At 72.3% G+C, this 18,289-nt stretch carries 15 protein-coding genes; 7 read left to right on the forward strand and 8 right to left on the reverse strand.

The genetic code is table 11. The features are described 5' to 3' along the window. The first annotated feature begins 18 nt into the window (after positions 1-18). The 3 genes from ACQRWP_RS11410 to ACQRWP_RS11420 all read left to right on the forward strand — a co-directional run bounded on the left by ACQRWP_RS11410 (position 19) and on the right by ACQRWP_RS11420 (position 2,616). Positions 19-246, forward strand: coding sequence for a hypothetical protein (locus ACQRWP_RS11410; protein ID WP_430502200.1), 228 nt, complete (start codon positions 19-21; stop codon positions 244-246). 58 nt (positions 247-304) lie between these two features. After that, positions 305-1,261, forward strand: coding sequence for a 5'-3' exonuclease (locus ACQRWP_RS11415; protein ID WP_430502201.1), 957 nt, complete (start codon positions 305-307; stop codon positions 1,259-1,261). Between the two features lie 146 nt (positions 1,262-1,407). Next, positions 1,408-2,616, forward strand: a complete 1,209-nt coding sequence (locus ACQRWP_RS11420; protein WP_430502202.1) for a low temperature requirement protein A — start codon at positions 1,408-1,410, stop codon at positions 2,614-2,616. A gap of 28 nt (positions 2,617-2,644) precedes the next feature. Here the strand turns inward: ACQRWP_RS11420 and ACQRWP_RS11425 are convergent, their stop codons facing one another. Both ACQRWP_RS11425 and ACQRWP_RS11430 read right to left on the reverse strand, forming a co-directional pair. After that, a complete protein-coding gene (locus tag ACQRWP_RS11425) occupies positions 2,645-3,403 on the reverse strand; it encodes a maleate cis-trans isomerase family protein (RefSeq protein WP_430502203.1) in 759 nt (252 codons plus the stop codon). Continuing rightward, positions 3,400-4,227 carry a hypothetical protein gene (locus ACQRWP_RS11430; protein WP_430502204.1) on the reverse strand — a complete coding sequence of 276 codons (828 nt, stop codon included), beginning with the start codon at positions 4,225-4,227 and terminating at the stop codon, positions 3,400-3,402. The genes ACQRWP_RS11425 and ACQRWP_RS11430 overlap by 4 nt, the downstream gene beginning before the upstream one ends. Positions 4,228-4,479: 252 nt before the next feature. Here ACQRWP_RS11430 and ACQRWP_RS11435 point away from each other — a divergent pair, with 252 nt between their 5' ends. Further along, complete coding sequence (locus tag ACQRWP_RS11435) at positions 4,480-4,686, forward strand: hypothetical protein (protein ID WP_007460667.1); 207 nt, start codon at positions 4,480-4,482, stop codon at positions 4,684-4,686. A gap of 77 nt (positions 4,687-4,763) precedes the next feature. On the opposite strand, the gene ACQRWP_RS11440 is transcribed toward ACQRWP_RS11435, so the two are convergent. Beyond that, positions 4,764-5,126 (reverse strand): winged helix-turn-helix transcriptional regulator, encoded by a 363-nt coding sequence (locus ACQRWP_RS11440; protein ID WP_430502205.1) that lies wholly within the window; start codon positions 5,124-5,126, stop codon positions 4,764-4,766. A 95-nt stretch (positions 5,127-5,221) separates the two neighbouring features. Here ACQRWP_RS11440 and ACQRWP_RS11445 point away from each other — a divergent pair, with 95 nt between their 5' ends. Both ACQRWP_RS11445 and ACQRWP_RS11450 read left to right on the forward strand, forming a co-directional pair. Then, the gene (locus tag ACQRWP_RS11445) at positions 5,222-6,103 is read left to right on the forward strand and encodes an NAD(P)-dependent oxidoreductase (RefSeq protein ID WP_430502206.1); all 882 of its coding nucleotides are present in this window, start codon (positions 5,222-5,224) and stop codon (positions 6,101-6,103) included. Between the two features lie 161 nt (positions 6,104-6,264). After that, on the forward strand, positions 6,265-7,224 hold the full coding sequence (locus ACQRWP_RS11450) for a TIGR03557 family F420-dependent LLM class oxidoreductase (RefSeq protein ID WP_430502207.1): 960 nt from the start codon (positions 6,265-6,267) through the stop codon (positions 7,222-7,224). A gap of 203 nt (positions 7,225-7,427) precedes the next feature. Here the strand turns inward: ACQRWP_RS11450 and ACQRWP_RS11455 are convergent, their stop codons facing one another. The 5 genes from ACQRWP_RS11455 to ACQRWP_RS11475 all read right to left on the reverse strand — a co-directional run bounded on the left by ACQRWP_RS11455 (position 7,428) and on the right by ACQRWP_RS11475 (position 15,822). After that, a complete protein-coding gene (locus tag ACQRWP_RS11455; RefSeq protein ID WP_430502208.1) occupies positions 7,428-8,792 on the reverse strand; it encodes a hypothetical protein in 1,365 nt (454 codons plus the stop codon). Between the two features lie 258 nt (positions 8,793-9,050). Further along, the gene (locus ACQRWP_RS11460) at positions 9,051-11,147 is read right to left on the reverse strand and encodes an amino acid transporter (protein ID WP_430502209.1); all 2,097 of its coding nucleotides are present in this window, start codon (positions 11,145-11,147) and stop codon (positions 9,051-9,053) included. 87 nt (positions 11,148-11,234) lie between these two features. Next, positions 11,235-11,636, reverse strand: a complete 402-nt coding sequence (locus ACQRWP_RS11465) for a hypothetical protein (protein ID WP_430502210.1) — start codon at positions 11,634-11,636, stop codon at positions 11,235-11,237. Between the two features lie 373 nt (positions 11,637-12,009). After that, complete coding sequence (locus tag ACQRWP_RS11470) at positions 12,010-12,780, reverse strand: DUF5995 family protein (RefSeq protein WP_354942729.1); 771 nt, start codon at positions 12,778-12,780, stop codon at positions 12,010-12,012. Between the two features lie 144 nt (positions 12,781-12,924). Beyond that, positions 12,925-15,822, reverse strand: a complete 2,898-nt coding sequence (locus ACQRWP_RS11475) for a helix-turn-helix transcriptional regulator (RefSeq protein WP_430502211.1) — start codon at positions 15,820-15,822, stop codon at positions 12,925-12,927. Between the two features lie 194 nt (positions 15,823-16,016). Here ACQRWP_RS11475 and ACQRWP_RS11480 point away from each other — a divergent pair, with 194 nt between their 5' ends. Continuing rightward, complete coding sequence (locus tag ACQRWP_RS11480; protein WP_430502212.1) at positions 16,017-18,266, forward strand: AAA family ATPase; 2,250 nt, start codon at positions 16,017-16,019, stop codon at positions 18,264-18,266. Positions 18,267-18,289 lie beyond the last annotated feature (23 nt).

Below are 18,289 nucleotides of genomic sequence, written 5' to 3' on the forward strand. Positions count from 1 at the left end.
CTGACCGGAGGGGCCGACGTGGCAGGGAACCAGGCGAGCCGGGCGGCGACCCGCCGTCGCCGCCAACTGTGGGCGGGAGTCCTCGCACTCGTCGGCCTGGTCCTGCTGGTCATCGGCGTCACCGTCGCCGACGGCGTCGCGGCCTGGGTCGAGGTGGTGGTCGCGATCCTGCTGCTGGTGACCAGCTACGTCGTGCAGCACCTGGCCCGGCGGGACACCGTCTACCGGCCCGACGAGCGACGCTGACACCACCGGCGGCCGGGCGTACCCCAGATCGTCGGACGGTTGTGCCAGGCTGTCCGGCGTGGCACACCGACCCCCGATCCTGCTGATCGACGCAGCCAGCCTCTACTTCCGCGCCTACTTCGGCATACCGGAATCCGCCGCCAAGGCCGAGGACGGCACGCCGGTCAACGCGGTACGCGGCTTCCTCGACATGCTCGCCACCCTGATCCGGGTGCGGGGCGCCGACCGGATGATCTGCGCCCTCGACTACGACTGGCGACCGGCGTGGCGCGTCGACCTGCTGCCGTCGTACAAGGCGCACCGGGTCGCCCCGCAGGGCGGCGAGATCGTCCCGGACACCCTCTCCCCGCAGGTGCCGATGCTCCTGGAGGTCCTCGCGGCAGTGGGCATCACCGCGGTCGGCGCGACCGGCTACGAGGCCGACGACGTGCTCGGCACCCTCTCGGTGACCCAGCCGGGTCCGGTCGAGGTCGTCTCCGGAGACCGGGACCTGTTCCAACTCGTCGACGACGCCCGACCCGTCCGGCTGCTCTACGTAGGGCGCGGCGTCGCCAAGCTCGACGACTGCGACGACGCCGCCGTGCGGGCCCGCTACGGCGTGCCCGCCGACAGGTACGCCGACTTCGCCGCGCTGCGCGGCGACCCGAGTGACGGGTTGCCCGGGGTGGCCGGCGTCGGCGACAAGACCGCCGCCCGGCTGATCGAGCGGTACGGCAGCATCGCCGGCATCCTGGCCGCGCTCGACGACTCCGACTCGTCCTTCGCACCGGGCCTGCGCGCCAAGCTGGTCGCGGCACGCGACTACCTGGGCGTCGCGCCGACGGTGGTCCGGGTCGCCCTGGACGTGCCCCTGCCGGAGCTGCCCACCGCGCTGCCGAGCGCGCCGGTCGACCCGGACCGGCTGCTCGAACTCGCCCAACGATGGAACCTGGCCGGCTCGGCCCGCCGCCTGGTCGACGCCCTCGCCGCCCCCCGTGGCGGCGAGGTCCCGTCGACGTCCCCGCAAACGGGGTAACCACTCCGACCTCCGGGCACCCGAGTCGATCAACCCGGTTGGGGGACGAGCGGGCCAACGCGGGGTCCCGAGCTTGCCCGCTCGTTACCGTCCGTAGAGGTGGACCGGACAGGTCCGTCGAGTCGAGCGGTTCCGCAGGAGATCCCGTGCACCTCGCCGCGCCGGAGCCCGGATCGCCGCGGGCCAGCGGTCCGCCGGTGCGCGACCCGGAGGCCCCACGCCGGGTCACTCTCCTCGAACTCTTCTTCGACCTGGTGTACGTGGTCGCGCTGGCGCTCATCTCACGGGGAATGGTCGAGCAGCTCGACTGGCACCGAGCCGCCGAGGCACTGATCATGCTGGCCGCCGTCTGGTGGACCTGGACGATCACCACGCTGGTCACCGACCTGTACAACCCGGAACGCACCGAGATCAAGCTGCTGATCAGCGCCGTGATGTTCGGCGCGCTGCTGATGACCACGGCGATCCCGGAAGCGTTCAACGACCGGGGGCTCGTCTTCGCCGGCACCTACGTGGCGATCCACCTGGGGCGTGGACTGTTCCTGATGCCGGCGGTACGCCGCGAACCGCAGACCCAGCGTCGGGCGGCTCGCATCTTCATCTGGTTCGCGGTGTCGGCGATCCCGTGGCTCATCGGCGCATTCGTCAGCGGGGACGCCCGGATCGCGTGCTGGGCCATCGCGCTCGCCATCGACTACATCGGCTTCCGGCTCGCGTACCCGGTGCCGGGGCTCGGGGTGGTGCCCGAGAAGCAGCGCAACGTCACCGCGGAGCATCTCTCCGAGCGCTACCAGCAGTTCTTCATCATCGCGCTCGGCGACGCCATCCTGACGATCGGCACCATGTTCAGCATGGAACACAACGAGGCCGAGAACATCGGGGCCTTCGCGGTGGCGTTCCTGACCACGCTGCTGCTCTGGCGGATCTACGTGCACAAGTCCGGCGAGCTGCTGCCGACCGCCATCCAGGCGGCCCAGTCGCCCAGCAAGTTCCTGTTCAGCGCGCCGTACACCCATCTGTTGATGATCGCCGGTGTGGTCACCACGGCGGCCGGCTTCCACCTGGTGCTGCACGAGCCGACCGGGCAGACGCCGCCGGCCTGGCTGGCGGTGATCCTCGGCGGCCCGGCGCTGTTCCTGGCCGGCCGGGCCTCGTTCGAGTACGAGGTGTTCAGCCGGGTGTCCTGGTCCCGACCCGGTGGGGTGCTGGCGCTGCTGACCATCGCGCCCGCCCTGCTGTACCTGCCGCCGGTCTTCGCCTCCCTCGGCGGGCTGCTGGTGCTGGCCGGCGTGGCCTACGCGGACTTCCGGCGCAGCCACGGCAAGCCGCCGGAGAAGCCCTCACCGCCGCACTGAACCACCCCCACCCCGTCGGCCGCGCCATTCACACCCGAATCGGGCCGGCCAGCAACCGGCCGGCGTCGGGCACGTACGGCTCGACACCCAGACCCGTGAGCAGTTGATGCACGGTCGCGGTCGCCGCGGTGAGCACCGGGCGACCGAGACGGGCCTCCACCTGCGGCACCGCCGCCAACGACGGCAGCTGCACACAGGCGGAGAGGACCACCGCGTCCACGCCGGTCACGTCCAGACGATCGGCCAGCTCGACCAGACGCGCCGCGGGGATGCGCCCGACCGCCACGTTGTCCGGCTCGCAAAGGCTCACCGCGTCGGTCACCTGCACGCCGTACGCGGCGAGGTAGGCGGCGACGGTCGCGGTCAACGGCGGCAGGTACGGCGCGATCAGGGCCACCCGGCGCGCACCCAACGCCCGCAGCCCGGCGACCAGCGCGCCGGCACTGGTCACCACCGGCATGTCGTGCCCGGCGCGACCGGCCGCGCGGCCCAACCGCCGCTCGGCCCGCTCGTGCGCGCCGGCGCCCTCGCACATCACCGCCACCAGACAGGCGTACGCGAGCACGTCGCAGCGGGCGTCAGCCAGCTCGGCGGCACACCGCGGGGCGGAGCGGTTCATCCGGGCCAACTCGTCCGCCGTCACCTGACGCAGCCGTACCCGACTGGCGTGGGTGGTGAAACGGACCGTCGGATCGACGGTCTCGCGTCGGCGCAGCATCGCCGGTATCTCGGTCTCCATGGTGGTGTTGGAACTGGGCACCACCAGACCGATGCGGTAGCCGCTCACACCAGTGCCCCGACGTACCCCCGGACCTGCAATCGATCCCGGGCCCCTCCGGCCAGGCGCACCTGAAGGCCGAGCGGCGCGGCGGCGCGGCGGACGTCGTCCAGGTGCAGCGATCCGTGCCGGTCCACGGTGAGCACCGGCGGTTCTTCGAGGTCACCCTCCGGCGCGTGGAACGAGAGCAGGGTGACCGAGGTGGTGAGATAGCCCGGGTACGCGGCGCGGGCGGCGGCCTCGTCCCGGTGGACCAGCACCACCAGATCCTCGAGGTGGGCGAAGTCGGCGGCGAGAGCGCCCGCCTTCCAGTGCGCCGGTTCCTCCGCCGCGCCGGTGAGATGCCGAGACCGGTTCGCCGAGGTGATGTAGAGGTGATCCGTTCCGGTCTCGGCGAGCGCCCGCTCGAAGAAGGCATTGGACGGGCAGGTCAGCCCTGGTGCGATCACCTGGGTGGTCCGCATCCCCTGGTCGATCTGGGTGAGGTGCTCGGGGAGCCGATCCGCCGCCGGACCACGGAAGCCGAACGGCCCGGCCCCGTAGAGGGCGTCCATCAGCGCCCGCACCCGACCGACCGGCAACCGCGGCGAGATCCGCGTCCAGTCGAACATCCCGGGTATCCGGCCGATCGCGGTGGTGATGCTGCCGACCTGGTGGACCGGTCGGCCCTTGGCCAGGTTGACCCGGCGTACGGTGGCCGCGTCGGGACGCGTCACGATGACGTAGAAGTTGGCGAACGCCGCCGCGACGATCGCGCCGCCAGCAAGCGCGCGGGCCGCGACCGCGACGTCCTCGGGGCGGTCGATGTACAGGGGCGGTGTCGGGGCGTCCATGAGTCCTCCTCGGCGGGGCCGTGAGGCAGTTCTACGTCCACTCACCCTGATGACGGCGGGGTCGGTCGTCGATCCGATAGCCGACAGGCGCTACCCGGTGCGGGCGGCGGATGCCCGGGCGGTACACAACGGCGGACGGCATCGGCCGGATGGGGGATCCGGCGGGGGTCGTAGCACGCAACCGTTAGCCGCGCGACCCGATTGGGTACAACGGCTGCACCTCAGATCCACCACATACCTCAGGAGGCAGCGATGCGCGGCACCTCGATTCTCGGAGTCATCGTCGTGATCTGGTTGGTGATCGGCGCCATCGCCGGTGGCCAGCGCGGTTACTACAGCGGCGACGACACCAACTGCGCCGAGGCCGGCACCATCCTGGTCACCATCGTGGCCGGGCCGCTGAACTACATCGGCGCCAACCCGAAGGTCGACTGCAAGCTGCCGGAGCCTTCCAAGTAGACGACAGACGTATCCCCGGCCCGTGCCCCGTAGTGGGGCACGGGCCGGCGCGGTTTCGACGAGGTCGCTCAGGAGCACTAGCCCGTCTCCTCCCCCAACCGTCGAACTGTCGACCGGTCGCGTCCCCAGGCGGCCAGCGGCTCGAGGGCGTCGTTGAGGCGCGTGCCGTCCTCGGTCAACGAGTACTCGACGCGGGGCGGCACCTCGTCGTAGGAGACGCGGTGCACGACGCCGTCCGCCTCCATCTCCCGCAGGTGGGAGGCCAGCACCTTCTCGGTGATCCCCGGAAGCAGTCGACGCAGCTCGCCGAAGCGACGCAGGGGGTGCTCGTGGAGCGCCCAGAGGATCAGCACCTTCCACTTGCCGCCGATGACCTCCATCGCGGTGTCGATACCGCAGGCGTGTCCGTCCGCGGTGCCCGGCCGGTTCAACGTCGCCATGCCCACCCCTTTGACGTGCTCGCTCACCCCCGGGTAACCACGCACTCCGAAGTGCGTACTTGATCGTCTGGGGGCCGATGACCAGCCTAATCGGCATGGAACCGAACACTGTGGAGAAGCCCTCCGTGACGATGCTGGGACTCGGCGCGATGGGTACCGCGCTGGCCCGCGCCTGGCTTGCCGCCGGCTACCCGCTCACCGTCTGGAACCGCACCCCGGCCCGCGCCGCAGCGCTCGTGCCCGAAGGCGCAAGGGTCGCGGGCAGCGCCGCCCAGGCGGTCGCGGCGAGCACCCTGGTCGTGATCTGCCTGTTGGACGACACCTCGGTCGACGAGGTGTTGGCTGGTGTGGACCTCGTTGGCCGGGACCTGGTCAACCTGACCACCAGCACGCCTGCCCAGGCCCGCGCCCGCGCGGCATGGGCCCGCCGACACGGCGCACGCTACCTGGACGGTGGAATCATGGCCGTCCCGCCGATGATCGGCGCGCCGGAGGCCGGCGGCTACGTCTTCTACAGCGGCTCGCGAGGGCTGTTCGAACGGCACCAGGAGACGCTGGGCGTCCCGGCCGGCACCACCTACGTCGGCGAGGACGCGGGCTTCGCGGCCCTGCACGACGTGGCTCTCCTCAGCGCCATGTACGGGATGTTCGCCGGGGCGGCGCACGCCTTCGCCCTGATCCGTCGGGAGGACATCGACCCGGCGGCGCTCGCCCCACTGCTCGCCGACTGGCTCGTCGCGATGATCCCGGCGGTTCACCAGACCGCCGACCAGCTGCGCAGCGGGGACTACACCACGGGGGTCGTCTCCCCTCTCGCCATGCAGGTGGCCGGCACACCGACCTTTCTGCGTACCGCCGAGCAGCAGGGCGTCAGCCCCGAACTGCTCAGCCCCTACTTCGACCTGATGCGCCGCCGTCTGGCGGAGGGCGGTGGCGAGGAGGACCTGACGGGCGTGATCGATCTGCTTCTGCGGTGATGGTGTTCCGTGGCTGGAGGCAGTCCTTCGTGTCCGACGTCGGCCACCGCACACCGGCTAAGGCATCCTAGGAGGCTGGTTTGCAGTTCGACGGCGTTTGTCCGCGCCAAGGCCGGGAACGGCCGAGGCTTCAGTCAGCGAACGGGATCGGGAGTGTGGGCATGCAGATCGGCTACAAGTTGGCCGCGGAGGGGTACGGCCCGCAGGAGATCATCCGACAGGCCGTCCTGGCCGAGCGGGCGGGCTTCGACTTCGTCGAGATGAGCGACCACTTCCACCCGTGGCTGGACGCACAGGGGCACTCGTCGTTCACCTGGAGCGTGCTCGGCGCCATCGCGGCCAAGACCAGCACCCTGCGCCTGGCCACCGGGGTCACCTGTCCGACCGTCCGCTACCACCCGGCGATCATCGCGCAGGCCGCGGCGACCATGGCGCTGATCTCCGATGGCCGCTTCACCCTCGGGGTGGGCGCCGGCGAGCGGCTCAACGAGCACGTGGTCGGGCAGGGCTTCCCCAGCGTGCGGGGCCGACACGAGCGACTACGCGAGGCGCTGGAGATCATCCGGCTGCTCTGGCAGGGCGGCTACCAGTCGTACGAGGGCCGGCACCTGCAACTGGAGGACGCCCGGATCTTCGATCTGCCGGAAACCCTGCCCGTGATCGCGGTGGCGGCCAGCGGTGAGGCGTCCGCGCGGCTCGCCGCCGAGTTGGGCGACGGCCTGTTCGCCACCGAGCCGGACGCGTCGATCGTCGAGCACTACCGCCGCGCCCAGGGTTCGGGCCCGCGCTACGCCGAGGTGCCACTGGCCTGGGCCACCGACGAGCAACAGGCGGTGCAGGCGGTGTTGCGGACGAGCCGATGGATGGTCACCGGCTGGAAGGTGATGAGCGAACTGCCGAACCCGGTCAACTTCGACGCGGCCAGCGCGTACGTCGAGGAGAAGCACATTCGGCAACTCTTCGCCATCGGCCCGGACCCGGAACCACACGTCGCCAAGGTCCGGTCGTACGTCGAGGCCGGCTTCGACCACATCGTCCTGCAGAACGCCGGCCCCGACCCGGACGGCTTCCTCGACTTCTTCGCCAACGACCTCTCCGGCCACCTCCGCGCGATGGGCTGAGGACGCACCATCCGCTCGCCGACGGGCAGGCCATGAGGCTGGTTTGGAGCGTTCACCGCCGGGCCATCACCCGGCGTCGCCGTCAGCTACACCCAGGGGTACAGCCGGCGCACCCGGCCCACCGGCGATCGGTCGATCGCTCCTGCGGGTCGGGTGCGTTCCGGACCGGTGCCCGCCACCCCGGCGGGCCACCCCACTGATAGTCAGCGGAAGCAGTTGGGAACCGGCGCCGTGCTGTCCAGGCAGTTGCTGGGCTCGTTGCCGCTGATCTCGGTCTCGTCATCGACCTTGGCTTGGGCCTTGTCCACGAAGAGGCCGCCCGGTCGCACGTCGGAGACATTGTCGGCCACTCGGCTCTTGAACAGCGAAATCTGGCCCATGGTGACGAAGATGCCGCCCGCCTTCTTGTCGGCGTCGTTGCGGCTGACGTCGCTACGGCGCACCAGCAGGTTGGACTTCTCGGAGTAGATCCCACCACCGTCGCCTTCGGACGTGTTGTGCGTGATGGTGCTCTCGTCGAGCGGTAGCAGGCCCTGGAAGGTGGAGATGCCGCCGCCCTTGACCGTGGCGGTGTTGTCGCGGATCGTCATGCCTCGCAGGTAGAGCACCGCATCCGAGTTGGCGATGCCCCCGCCGACCTCGGCGGTGTTGCCGATCACCCGGACGTCCGAGACCTTGCTGCGCGCCGAGAAGCTGGCGAAGCCCCCGCCCTGCGCTGCCTTGTTGTCGGCGAACGTGCTCCGGTGGATCTCGGCCGCTCCCCGGTAGTTGCCGAGCCCACCGCCGTAGCTGGCGGCGGTGTTCTCGAAAAACTTCGACTTGTCCAGGGTGAGCACGCCACCGTTGAGCAGGCCCCCGCCCTTGCCCTCCTTGCCGACGGCCCGGTTGCCGACGAAGGTGCTGTCGCTGACCACCATGTTGCCGTCGTTGAAGACTGCGCCACCGCCACCCTCGGCGGAGCGGGAGGTGCTTCCGATGATCGTCGTGCGCCGCACGGCGGCGGCGGCGCCATGGACCACGTGGATGCTGCCCCCCTCGGCTGCCGACCGGCCGTTCTTGAGAACGACGTCACTCAGGTTCAGCTCACCACCGTCGCGGACGGTGAAGAACCGGAACTCGTCGGCGTCCGGGTCCCGCCTGATGGTGGCGCCCTCCCCGCGGATGGTGATGGCGTGGTAGATGACGGGCAGGCCGGCCTTGTCGTCCTTCGGATCGCGCGGGGGCGTCTCGGCGTCCCCGGGGTTCTCGGCGGTGTCAGCAGCCTCGCGGGCGTCCCGGATGCCGCCGTCGTAATCGTCGGGTTGTTGGAAGGCCTCGGTGAGGGTGTAGGTGCACTTGCGCGCGAGGCGAAGCTCGCCGCCACCCTCGGCGTTGGCACGGACGAGCGCCGCGATGAGTCGGTCGGAGTCGCAGGGCACCGTCACCCGGTCGGCTGCCACGGCCGCCACGCCGGTCAGACCCGTCGTCGCCACCACCATGCCGCCAGCCACCAGACCACCGGTTAAGAACCACTGGGACCGCCGCCGCCTGGGCCGCGCTGGGCGCCGACTCGCTCGGTACGTGAACATAGAACTTCCCTGCCCCTCGTGCATCTGAACACGGCCGCGTCGAAACAGGCGCGGGGTGGCTAACGTCCCTAGCGCCACCGAAATGACGATACGACGGTCAAATGTGACAAGGCAGGCGAACGTGAATAACCTTGCGATTCCGCTTGGGCACCCCACCCGCCGCCAACCCGACACAGCAGGGTCGAATCCCCACGAAACACCGGATCGGGACCGCTCCGGTGTCAGGGGCCGGCCCCATGGCCACTTCGGGTGCCGGGCTCACCCGCCGACGTGGATGCCGGGCCGACGCAGCGGGTCCCGTTCGGTCCGGCGGATGATCTCCCGCACCACCGGCGGGGTGTCCCCCCGACCCAGGATGAGGTAGCGCGCCAGGTGCGCGATCGGGCTGCCCTCCGACCACTCGAAGTGCGCGTGCGGCCGGACCCCGGTGGCGTCCCGCAGGGCCAGCAGGATCGCGGCGATCGCGTTGGGCGCGGCCGGGCTGTTGGCCCGCAGCACCCGGAAGCCGCCCACCTCGATCCCGTGCACGCGCAGCACCTGACTGAACTCCGACGGATCGACCACATCGATCTCCAGGAACAGCACGTCCGCGGCCCCGGGCACCGGATTCATCCCGCGCTGCGCCCGCTCCTTGAGCGTGTACTCCTTCACCGACCCCTTCTGCCGCTTGTTCGCGATCAGGTGCAGCTGCCCGTCGTGCGCCAGCGACTCGGTGATGAACCGACGGGCCGCCTCGTCGAACTCGATCCGCTCGGCGCGCAGCTCGGTGGTCCGGGTGACCCGGGAGACCAACGAGACCACGATGATGCCGAGGATGAACAGGGCGGAGATCGTGATCCCGTCCGGCTGTTCGATGACGTTCTCCAGCAGCGCGTACAGCAGCACCAGGGTCAGCACGGTGAAGCCGATCGCCGAGCCACGCCGGTGGTGACGGGCCGCGGAGATCGTCACCGCCACCGCCCCGGAGACCATCATCGCCAGGATCCCGGTGGCGTACGCCCCGGCCTGGGCGTTGACGTCGGCGCGGAAGGCGATCGTGATGGCGACGCTGACGACGGTGTAGACGATCACCACGGGGCGTACCGCCCTCGCCCACTCCGGTGCCATGCCATACGACGGCAGGTAGCGCGGCACGATGTTGATCAGCCCGGCCATCGCCGAGGCGCCGGCGAACCAGAGGATGAGCACGCTGCTCACGTCGTAGACGCTGCCGAACACCTCCCCCAGATAGGCGTGCGCCAGGAACGCCAGCGCCCGCCCGTTCGCGCCGCCGCCCGGCCGGAACTCCTCCGCCGGAATGAGCGCCGTGGTCACGAAGGTCGTCAAGATCAGGTACACCGACATGATCAACGCGGCGGTGGTGAGCAGCCGACGCGTGTTGCGGATCCGGGCGGCGAGCCGCGCCTGCTTGTCCGGACCGTCGGCCGCCACCAGGGGCATCATGCTGACCCCGGTCTCGAAACCGGACAGCCCCAACACCAGCAATGGGAACGCCAGCACGGCGGTGAGCAGCACCTGGCCCGGTCCGCCACCGGTCGAGGTCACCGCGGCCGTCCAGTTCGACACGATGCCCGGGTCCTCGACGATCCGGGCCACCGCGACCACGACGATCACCGCGTTGAGCACCAGGAAGACCGCGACCAGCGGAATGGCCACCACCACCGCCTCGCGGAACCCGAGCAGGAACACCCCGCCGAGGATGAGCAGCAGCACCACCGTCACCACGACCGGCACCAGGGACCCGTGCAGGACGTCGGGCAGGTACGGGTTCTCCAACAGGTGCACGGTGGCGTCGGCCGAGGAGAGGGTGATCGTGATGATCCAGGAGGTCGCCACGAAGCCGAGCAGCACGAGGACGAAGATCTTGCCCCGCCAGAACGGCAACAACCGCTCCAACATCGCCACCGAACCCTGACCGTGCGGGCTCTCGTGGGCCACCCGCCGGTACATCGGCAGCATGCCGAACAGGGTGAGCACGACGATCAACAGGGTCGCCAGCGGGGAGAGCGCACCGGCCGCCACCGCCGCGATGCCCGGCAGGTACGACAGCGTGGAGAAGTAGTCCACGCCGGTCAGGCACATCACCTGCCACCAGGCGTGCCGACGGTTCTGCCCCTCGGTCGCCTCGGGGCCGGGCGGCTGCACCTGGTGCTGAAAGAGCCACCGGCGCAGCGGGCTGGCCGGCGGCGCCGAGCGGGCCGGGGTGGCCACGCGTTCGGGCACCACGACGCCCTGCCGGCCGCCCCGGTGTGGGCGGGCCGGATCGCGGGCCGCCCGCAGCGCCGGGTCCGGCCCGCTCGGCGCGTGGCGGCGCCCGCTCCAGCGTCGTGGTTTCGCCCGGTGCTCGTCACCCATCGCCAGTCCCACCCTCACAGGTCCTGATCCGACGGTAGGCGGTGCCCCGGCGCCCGATCGGCGGAACCGGGCACCTGTTCGGCCTGCTCAGGACAGGTCCGGGACGGCGAGCAGCCGGGCCAGCGCGGGTGGGTCGGCGACGGTCACCGTGGCCGCCGGGTGCCGGGGCCGCCCCCCGGGCACCAGCGCCGGCACCGGTACGCCGAAGCGCAGACAGATCCCGCCGGCCGCACTGCTGCCGAAGGTCGCACCGCCGTCGGCCAGCGACAGGTGCGGGCCGATCGCCCGCCACCAGCGGTACGGTCCGCTCAACTCGACGGCGGTGACGTTGTCCCGGTCGGTCCGCAGCCGCCACGGCCCGTACCGGATGATCAGATCCCGTTCGGTGACGGCGACCCAGGCCGTCGCCGGGCGGACCCCCAGCAGCGCCAGCACCGGGCGGAACACCGGATCGAATCGGAACGGAAACCGCGCCGCGACGCCGGTCATCGGGCGCCGGGCCGAGCGGTGGGTCGCGACACCGGGCCACCCGGCCGAAGGGGGCCGGGCCGCGCGGGCCGGGGGCGGGCGGCGGGCCGACGCCGGGCCAGGACGGTCATGGCGCGGGCGTACCCGATCCGAGCCCGCCGACACCCCCGGATCCGCACGCCGTCGACGTGACTCCCGTTCGGCGCTCCCCCACCGTCGGCCGACACCCCCCGGGCCGGCCGACGGTGGCAGACGGTCGGCACCCCCCGGGCCGACCGGCTGTCCCCTGCGTGACCGACCCGACCTCGGGCTGCCACGCGGGGTGGAACGGTGGGACGCGCCCCCGCGCTCCGCCGCCCCCCACGGGGCGGAGCGCGGGGGCCCCCCGTCCCGGCTACTGCAGGAACGCCCCGAGGGGCGAGAGCAGCAACCGGCCGAGCGCCGCGGCGTTGTCGTCCAACCGTGTGCGCTCACACTCGCGGGCGTCCGGGTCGTGCCGGCACCGCCAGATCTTCTGCGCGTTACGCCAGGCGACATCGCGGGTGTACTCGACCAGTTCCCCCTGGTACCAGTCGTCGATGTCGCCGTTGAGCATGTCGATGAGCAGCTGCCACCGCTCCAGGTAGCCCCGGCGCAGGCCGGGGATCTTGTCCGCGAAGATGTTGTTGATCTCGAGGTAGTCGTGGTGCTGGTCGCTGCCGTCGACCGGCTCCGACTCCAGGTGGTCGAACGTGGTCACCAGGGCGAACGGCAGGTCGAAGTTGATGTGCGCGTTCACCCCGGCCGCCGCCGACGGCAGCGGGCGGGCATCCGGCCCCTGCATCCGCTCGAAGAGGCACGACCACGCCTTCGGGGTGCCGGGGCTGGAGTCGGTCCACAGCCGCATCGCGTCGAAATACCGGGCGGCGAACTCGACGTCGAGCCGGGAGAGGAAGACCGGGTCGACGAAGCGGTCGTCGTACAGCCCGTCCAGCACGCTGCTGGTGATGGTCAGGTAAAGCTTGTTGAAGTCGGCCAGCGGGCAACTGGCTTCCAACGGTGGCAGCCGGACCAGCATGTCCTGGAGCTTGGTCAGGTGATCGACCACGGCCGGCACGTCCGCGGGGTGATCGGCGAGCAGGTCGACGATGTCCCGGTGCACGGGCCCCCAGACCGGTTCGATCATTTCTCCTCCATCGTGGTCGGCGGCATCCCCCGTGCCGTCGTCGACGCGGCCCAGCCTCTCAGCCGACACCGGCCCGCCGGATCAGTAGAACGACGTATCCCGGCGCGCACACGCGCCGGGATACGTACGCAGTGGTCGGGTCGGTCAGCCCCGTTGGTTGCGCAACTGGATCGCGCTGGCCTGCACGCGGGTACGGACCTGGAGCTTGTCGAAGATGTGCGACACGTGCACACCGATGGTCCGCTCGCTGATGAACAGCCGCTGCCCGATCTCCCTGTTGGTCAACCCCTCGGCGACCAGGGCGAGCACTTCCCGCTCCCGGGCGGTGAGCGCCGCCAACTCGTCGTCGGACGCCTCGACTGGGACGCTGCGCGTGCCGGTGGTGCTGTCGCGCTCGTCCAGCGACACCCGGGCCCGCCCGGCCAGCTCGCGGATCTCCGAGGTCAGCGGCACCGCGCCCAACCCCTGCGCCACCCGGTACGCCTCCCGCAGGAGCTTGCCGGCGGTGGCCACCCGGCTGCGCCGAGCCAGCAGCGCCTCGGCCTGCCGCAGCCGCGAGTAGGCCGCCGGGTAGGGGTGATTGCGTCGATCCCACTCGGCGGCCGACGCGGCCCACAGCTCCGGGTCGCTGCCGTCGAGGCGGCTCACCTCGGCGGCACACAGCGCCAGGAAGCCCTCCACCACCGAGCGCACCGGCCGGGCGGCACCGGCGCTCTTGCGCGCCACCCGCTCGGCCACGTCGCGCAGCCGGCGCACCGCCGTCGGGTCCACCTCCACGGTGCGGCTGGCGTGCGCCTCCGCCTCCGCGCGCAGGCCGTGCCAGACCAGCGCGGAGAGGATCATCACGTCGTCGGAACGGCTCTCGGTGAGGCCGCGCTGCACCGCCTGGCGGGCCACGTCGTGCCGGCCCTCCCACATGGCCAGCCCGGAGCGCAGGGTGAGCAGCGGAATGACGTGTCGCGCCCCGCCGCCGGCGAGCAGGGTCGCCACCGCGTCGAGGTCCCGACCGGCGGCCTCGATGTCGCCGTAGCCCACCGACAGCCGGCACCGGGCCAACAGCAGCTCCACGGCGTCCGCACCGGACGGTCGGTGCCGCAGGGCCGCGGCCACCACCTTCTCCGCCTCCGCCCACTGGCCCACCCGGAACAGCCCGTTGATGGCGATGGCCAGCAGCCGGGTGCCCCAGGTACGGCCCAGCCCCAGCTCGGCCACCCGTTCAGCGCCCCGCCGGGCCACCACCACGCCCTCTTCGAGGACGTTCAGCGGCCCGGTCAGCAGCTCAGCCAGGTGCAGGTACGCACACGCCACGTCCTCGGGCTGACCGGCACGCTCGGCGGTGTCCAGGGCGTCGCGCATGACCGCCAGACCGGCGTCCGGGTCTTCCAGACAGGCGTCGCTGAAGCCCAACGCCGAACTGGCCAGCACCACCTCAGTGGCCGAGCCCGCCACGTTCTCGGCCAACGCCAGCGCCTCGCGGGCCCGCTCGCCGGCGTCGGCGTAGCGGCCCAGGTGCAGCAGCAGCTCGGCCAGGCGGGCGGCTGCGCTCGCCCGGTCCCGAGGGGAGCAGTCCTCCGCCTTGAGCGCCCGCTGGTATTCCTCCTCGGCCAGCGCGGAGCGGCCGGCGGCGGCCAGATAGCGGGCCCGGCGGATGTGCAGCGCACAGCTCGGCTCGCCACCCCGCAGCGTGGCCAAATCCTCCAGCAGGGCCAACGCGCGGGCGTGCTCCCCACAGTGGTGGGCCGCCTCAGCGGCGTTCTCGAGCAACTCGACCCGGTCCACCGTCAGCGGGCCCGGCTCGGCGGCCAACTGCAACGCCGCCGACCAGTGCCGGTGCGCCTCGGCGTAACCGTGCAGCCGCTCGGCCTCCTGGGCGGCGGCCACCGCCGCCGGCAGGGCGCGAGCCGGCTCGCCGGCCAGCCGCCAGTGGTGCGCCAGCCGGGCCTGGTGCAGCTCACCCGGCGCCGTGGTCAGCGCCTCGGCGTAGCGGCGGTGCAGCCCGGAGCGCTCGGCCGGCAGCAGCTCGTGCGCCAGCACCTCGGCCACGAGGCGGTGCCGCAGCCGGTAGCCCTCGTCGGCACCGACCAGCAGCCGGTGCGCCACCGCGGCCCGGGCCGCGGCGATCAGCTCGTCCTCCGGCATCCGCAGCACCTCGGCCAGCAGCCAGTGCTGCACCGGCTCGACCCCGGCGGCCACCGCGTGCACCACGGCGTGCGCGTGCTGGGGCAGCGCGTCGACCCGGTCGAGGAAGATCTCCCGCAGCGTCTCGGACAGGCCGTCACGGCCGTCGCGCAGGTCCCGGGCCAGCTCCTCGATGACGAACGGGTTGCCACCGCTGCGCTGCCACACCTGCTCGGCCGCGTCGGCGGCCAGCGTCCGGCCGACCACGGCGGCGGCGAGCGTCTCGGTGTCGGCCCGGCCCAGCGGCGCCAGGTCGAGCACCCGCACCGTGCGGAGCCGACGCAGCTCGGTGAGCACCCGGCGCAGCGGGTGCGCGCCCTGCAACGACTCGGCACGCACCGCCGCCAGCACCGACAGCTGAAGATCACCCAGACCGGCGAGGAGGTAGAGCAAGAGCTGCCGGGTGCTGCGGTCGACCCACTGGAGGTCGTCCAGGATCAGCACCAGCGGGCGACCCTCGGCGATCAGGTGCAGGCCGCGGGAGACCCGCTCCAGCAACGCGCCCGCACCGTCCGGGCCGGCGGTCTCTTCGGCGAACATCTGCAACAGCCCTCGCACCGCCGAGGAGGTGCGAGCGGGCGAGGCGGACACCTCGGCGTCGAACCGGCGCAGCGCCTGCAACAGCGGGTGCAGCGGGGAGGCGTCGCCGATGTCCAGGCAGCTGCCGGTGAGCACCACGGCGCCCCGCTCCCGCAGGCGGTTGCCGATCTCGCCCAGCAGCCGGGTCTTTCCCACCCCGCTCTCGCCGGTCAGGAAGACCGCTGCGGTCTGCCCGTGCGCGGCGTCACCGAGCAACGCGGACCGAACCGTCTGCACCAGCTCGGCCCGGCCCACGAGCGGTGCGGTGTCCACATCGCTGGCCATGCCACGCAGCCTAATCACAGGGCCCCTCACCGTTCTACGGCCGCCTACCGCTTCTGGTACTCCTCGCGTCGACTTTGCGACTAAAGGTTGCAGGTGGCCGACATACGTCGTTCGGCAGATCCCCTGTCGGCCCAGGAATGCCAATCTCCGGAGGTGATCAGGCAACAGCGGGGAGAAAGGCCGGTGCGATACCCATGACCGCCAGCATCATCGTCGACGCGCAAAGGACCGTCACCCCGCTCTGGCCGGTGCCCCAGGAGCGGCGCGTCGTCACCGTCCTCTTCGCCGACATCGTCGGCTCCACGGCCCTGGTGGACCGGCTCGACCCGGAGGACGTCCGAGCGTTGCAGCGGGCCTACTTCGACACCGTCGCTGGTGTGCTGCACCGCTGGCAGGGGGTGGTGGAGAAGTACATCGGCGACGCCGTGATGGCGCTCTTCGGCGCTCGGCACTCCGACGGCTTCGACGCGTACCGGGCGGTGCGCGCCGGGCTCGAGATCCAGGCCGCGCTGGACCGACGGCCCATGGTCGACGGCATCAGGCTGCGCGTCCGGGTCGGTGTCGCCACCGGCGAGGTCGTGGTCGACCTGGGCGACGTCGTCACCGGCGGGCACGGCGTGGCCAGCGGCGCGGTGATCACCACCGCGGCCCGCCTGCAGGAGTACGCCGCGCCCGGTGCCGTCGCGCTCTGCGCGGCCACCGCCCGCGCCACCGCCGGCCTGATCAACCAGCGTCAGCTGACGCCGGTGCCGGTCGCCGGCCGGGTGCCGCCGGTGCCGGTCTGGCACGCCGTCGGTCCGGTACGCCCCGGCGCCGACCGGCACGACGGCCCGTTGATCGGTCGACGCCGCGAACTGGCCACCATCCGCGACCAGTTGGGCGCGGCCATCCGGGACCGGACGCCACGCTGGATCTCCCTGGTCGGCCCCACCGGCAGTGGCCGCAGCCGGCTGCTGCACGAGCTGACCCGTGGCCTGACCACGGTGGACGGATTGTCGGTCCGCTGGTGCGTGGCGACCTGTCAGCCGTACCCCGATCAGGTGTTGGCGCCGGTCGCGCACCTGCTCCGCGGCCTCGCCGGGATCCGGCACAGCGACGGCCCGTCGGCGGTCCACGACCGGCTCGTCGCCGCCCTGACGCCGCTGTTCCCGCCGACCAGGGTGGCCACCGCGGTCCCGGCGCTCCAGCGGATGCTGACCACCCCGGACGGCTCGGCCGCCGCCCTCGCCGGCGCGGCGATCTTCCGGGAGGTCCTGCTGCGGCTGGCCGCCCATCGGCCGCTGATCGTGGCCGTCGACGACCTGGACCGGGCCGCGCCCGCCGTGAGCCGGTTCCTGCACGCGCTGTTCGGCGCGGCGACGGAACGCGGCCTGCCGCTGGCCCTGCTCACCGTGCACCAGCCGCAGTGGGCCGACACCCGGCCCGGTCCGGCCCGACAGATGACGATCGGGCCACTGGCCACGGTGCAGTCCGGACGGCTGCTGCGCCACCTGCTCACCCGGGCCGGACAGCCGGTGGCCCTGGTCGACCGGCTGCTACCGCTGGTGGGAGGTCGGCCCGGGCACGCGGCGGCGTACGTCACGTCGCTGGTGGACGGTGCCGATCCGGCGGCGCTCGCGCTGCCCGAGGCGGTACGCCGAGCCGTCGGCGCGGAGCTGGACCACCTCGACGGTGAGCGGCGGGCGGTGCTGATGGCCGCCGGCACCCTCGGTGGTCTGATCTCCGGCGCGGCCGTGGACCGGGCACTCGGCTGGACGCCCGGCCGGTCCGCATCCGCGCTCCGCAAGCTGGTCGCCGCCGGGCTGCTTCTCTCCCACCACGCCGCCGGGTACGCGTTCGCCGCGCCCGCGCTGCGCCAGGTCGCCGCCGAGCGGTTGCCCCGCGCCCTGCGGGCCGTCTTCCAACGTCGGGCCGCCAGCGTCCCGCACCTCGACGTCGCGCACCTCGACGCCAACCCGCCCGACCGCGCTGGTGCTGTCAACGGCTCGGCGGCGAGGAGCGCCGAGATCCTGCGCCTCGACACCGTCGGCGCACGGACCGGCCGCCTCGACGCCGTCTTCACGGCGCTGGCCTCGGCGGGGCCGGGCAGTGTCACCGGCCCGACCGCGCTGAGGCGAGGTGATGCCACGCCGACGATGGCCACCCGTCCCGCCGCGTCGAGTCCCGGCGCCGACCGTACGGCCGGCTCACGCCGGCTCCGAGCCGTCGCCTCGGCGGGCGACGTACCGCCGACGCCGGCTCCGGCGGCGTCCGTATCTCCGCGCAGTGCGGGCGGTGGCTCGCCCCGGGACGTCGGACGGCCCGCCGCGCCGGTCCGACCCACGCCGGCGGGTTCGGCCGGGCACTGGACACTCGCCGACGCCGGCACTCCACCGGGCGTGGTACTGGCAATACCCCGCCCGCCGTTGATCCGCCCTCTGGACGGCCTGCCCGCCTCCGCCTGACTGTGGACATCGGGTCGGCTCAG

Source organism: Micromonospora trifolii, assembly GCF_050516465.1.
Taxonomy (GTDB): Bacteria; Actinomycetota; Actinomycetes; order Mycobacteriales; family Micromonosporaceae; genus Micromonospora; species Micromonospora trifolii.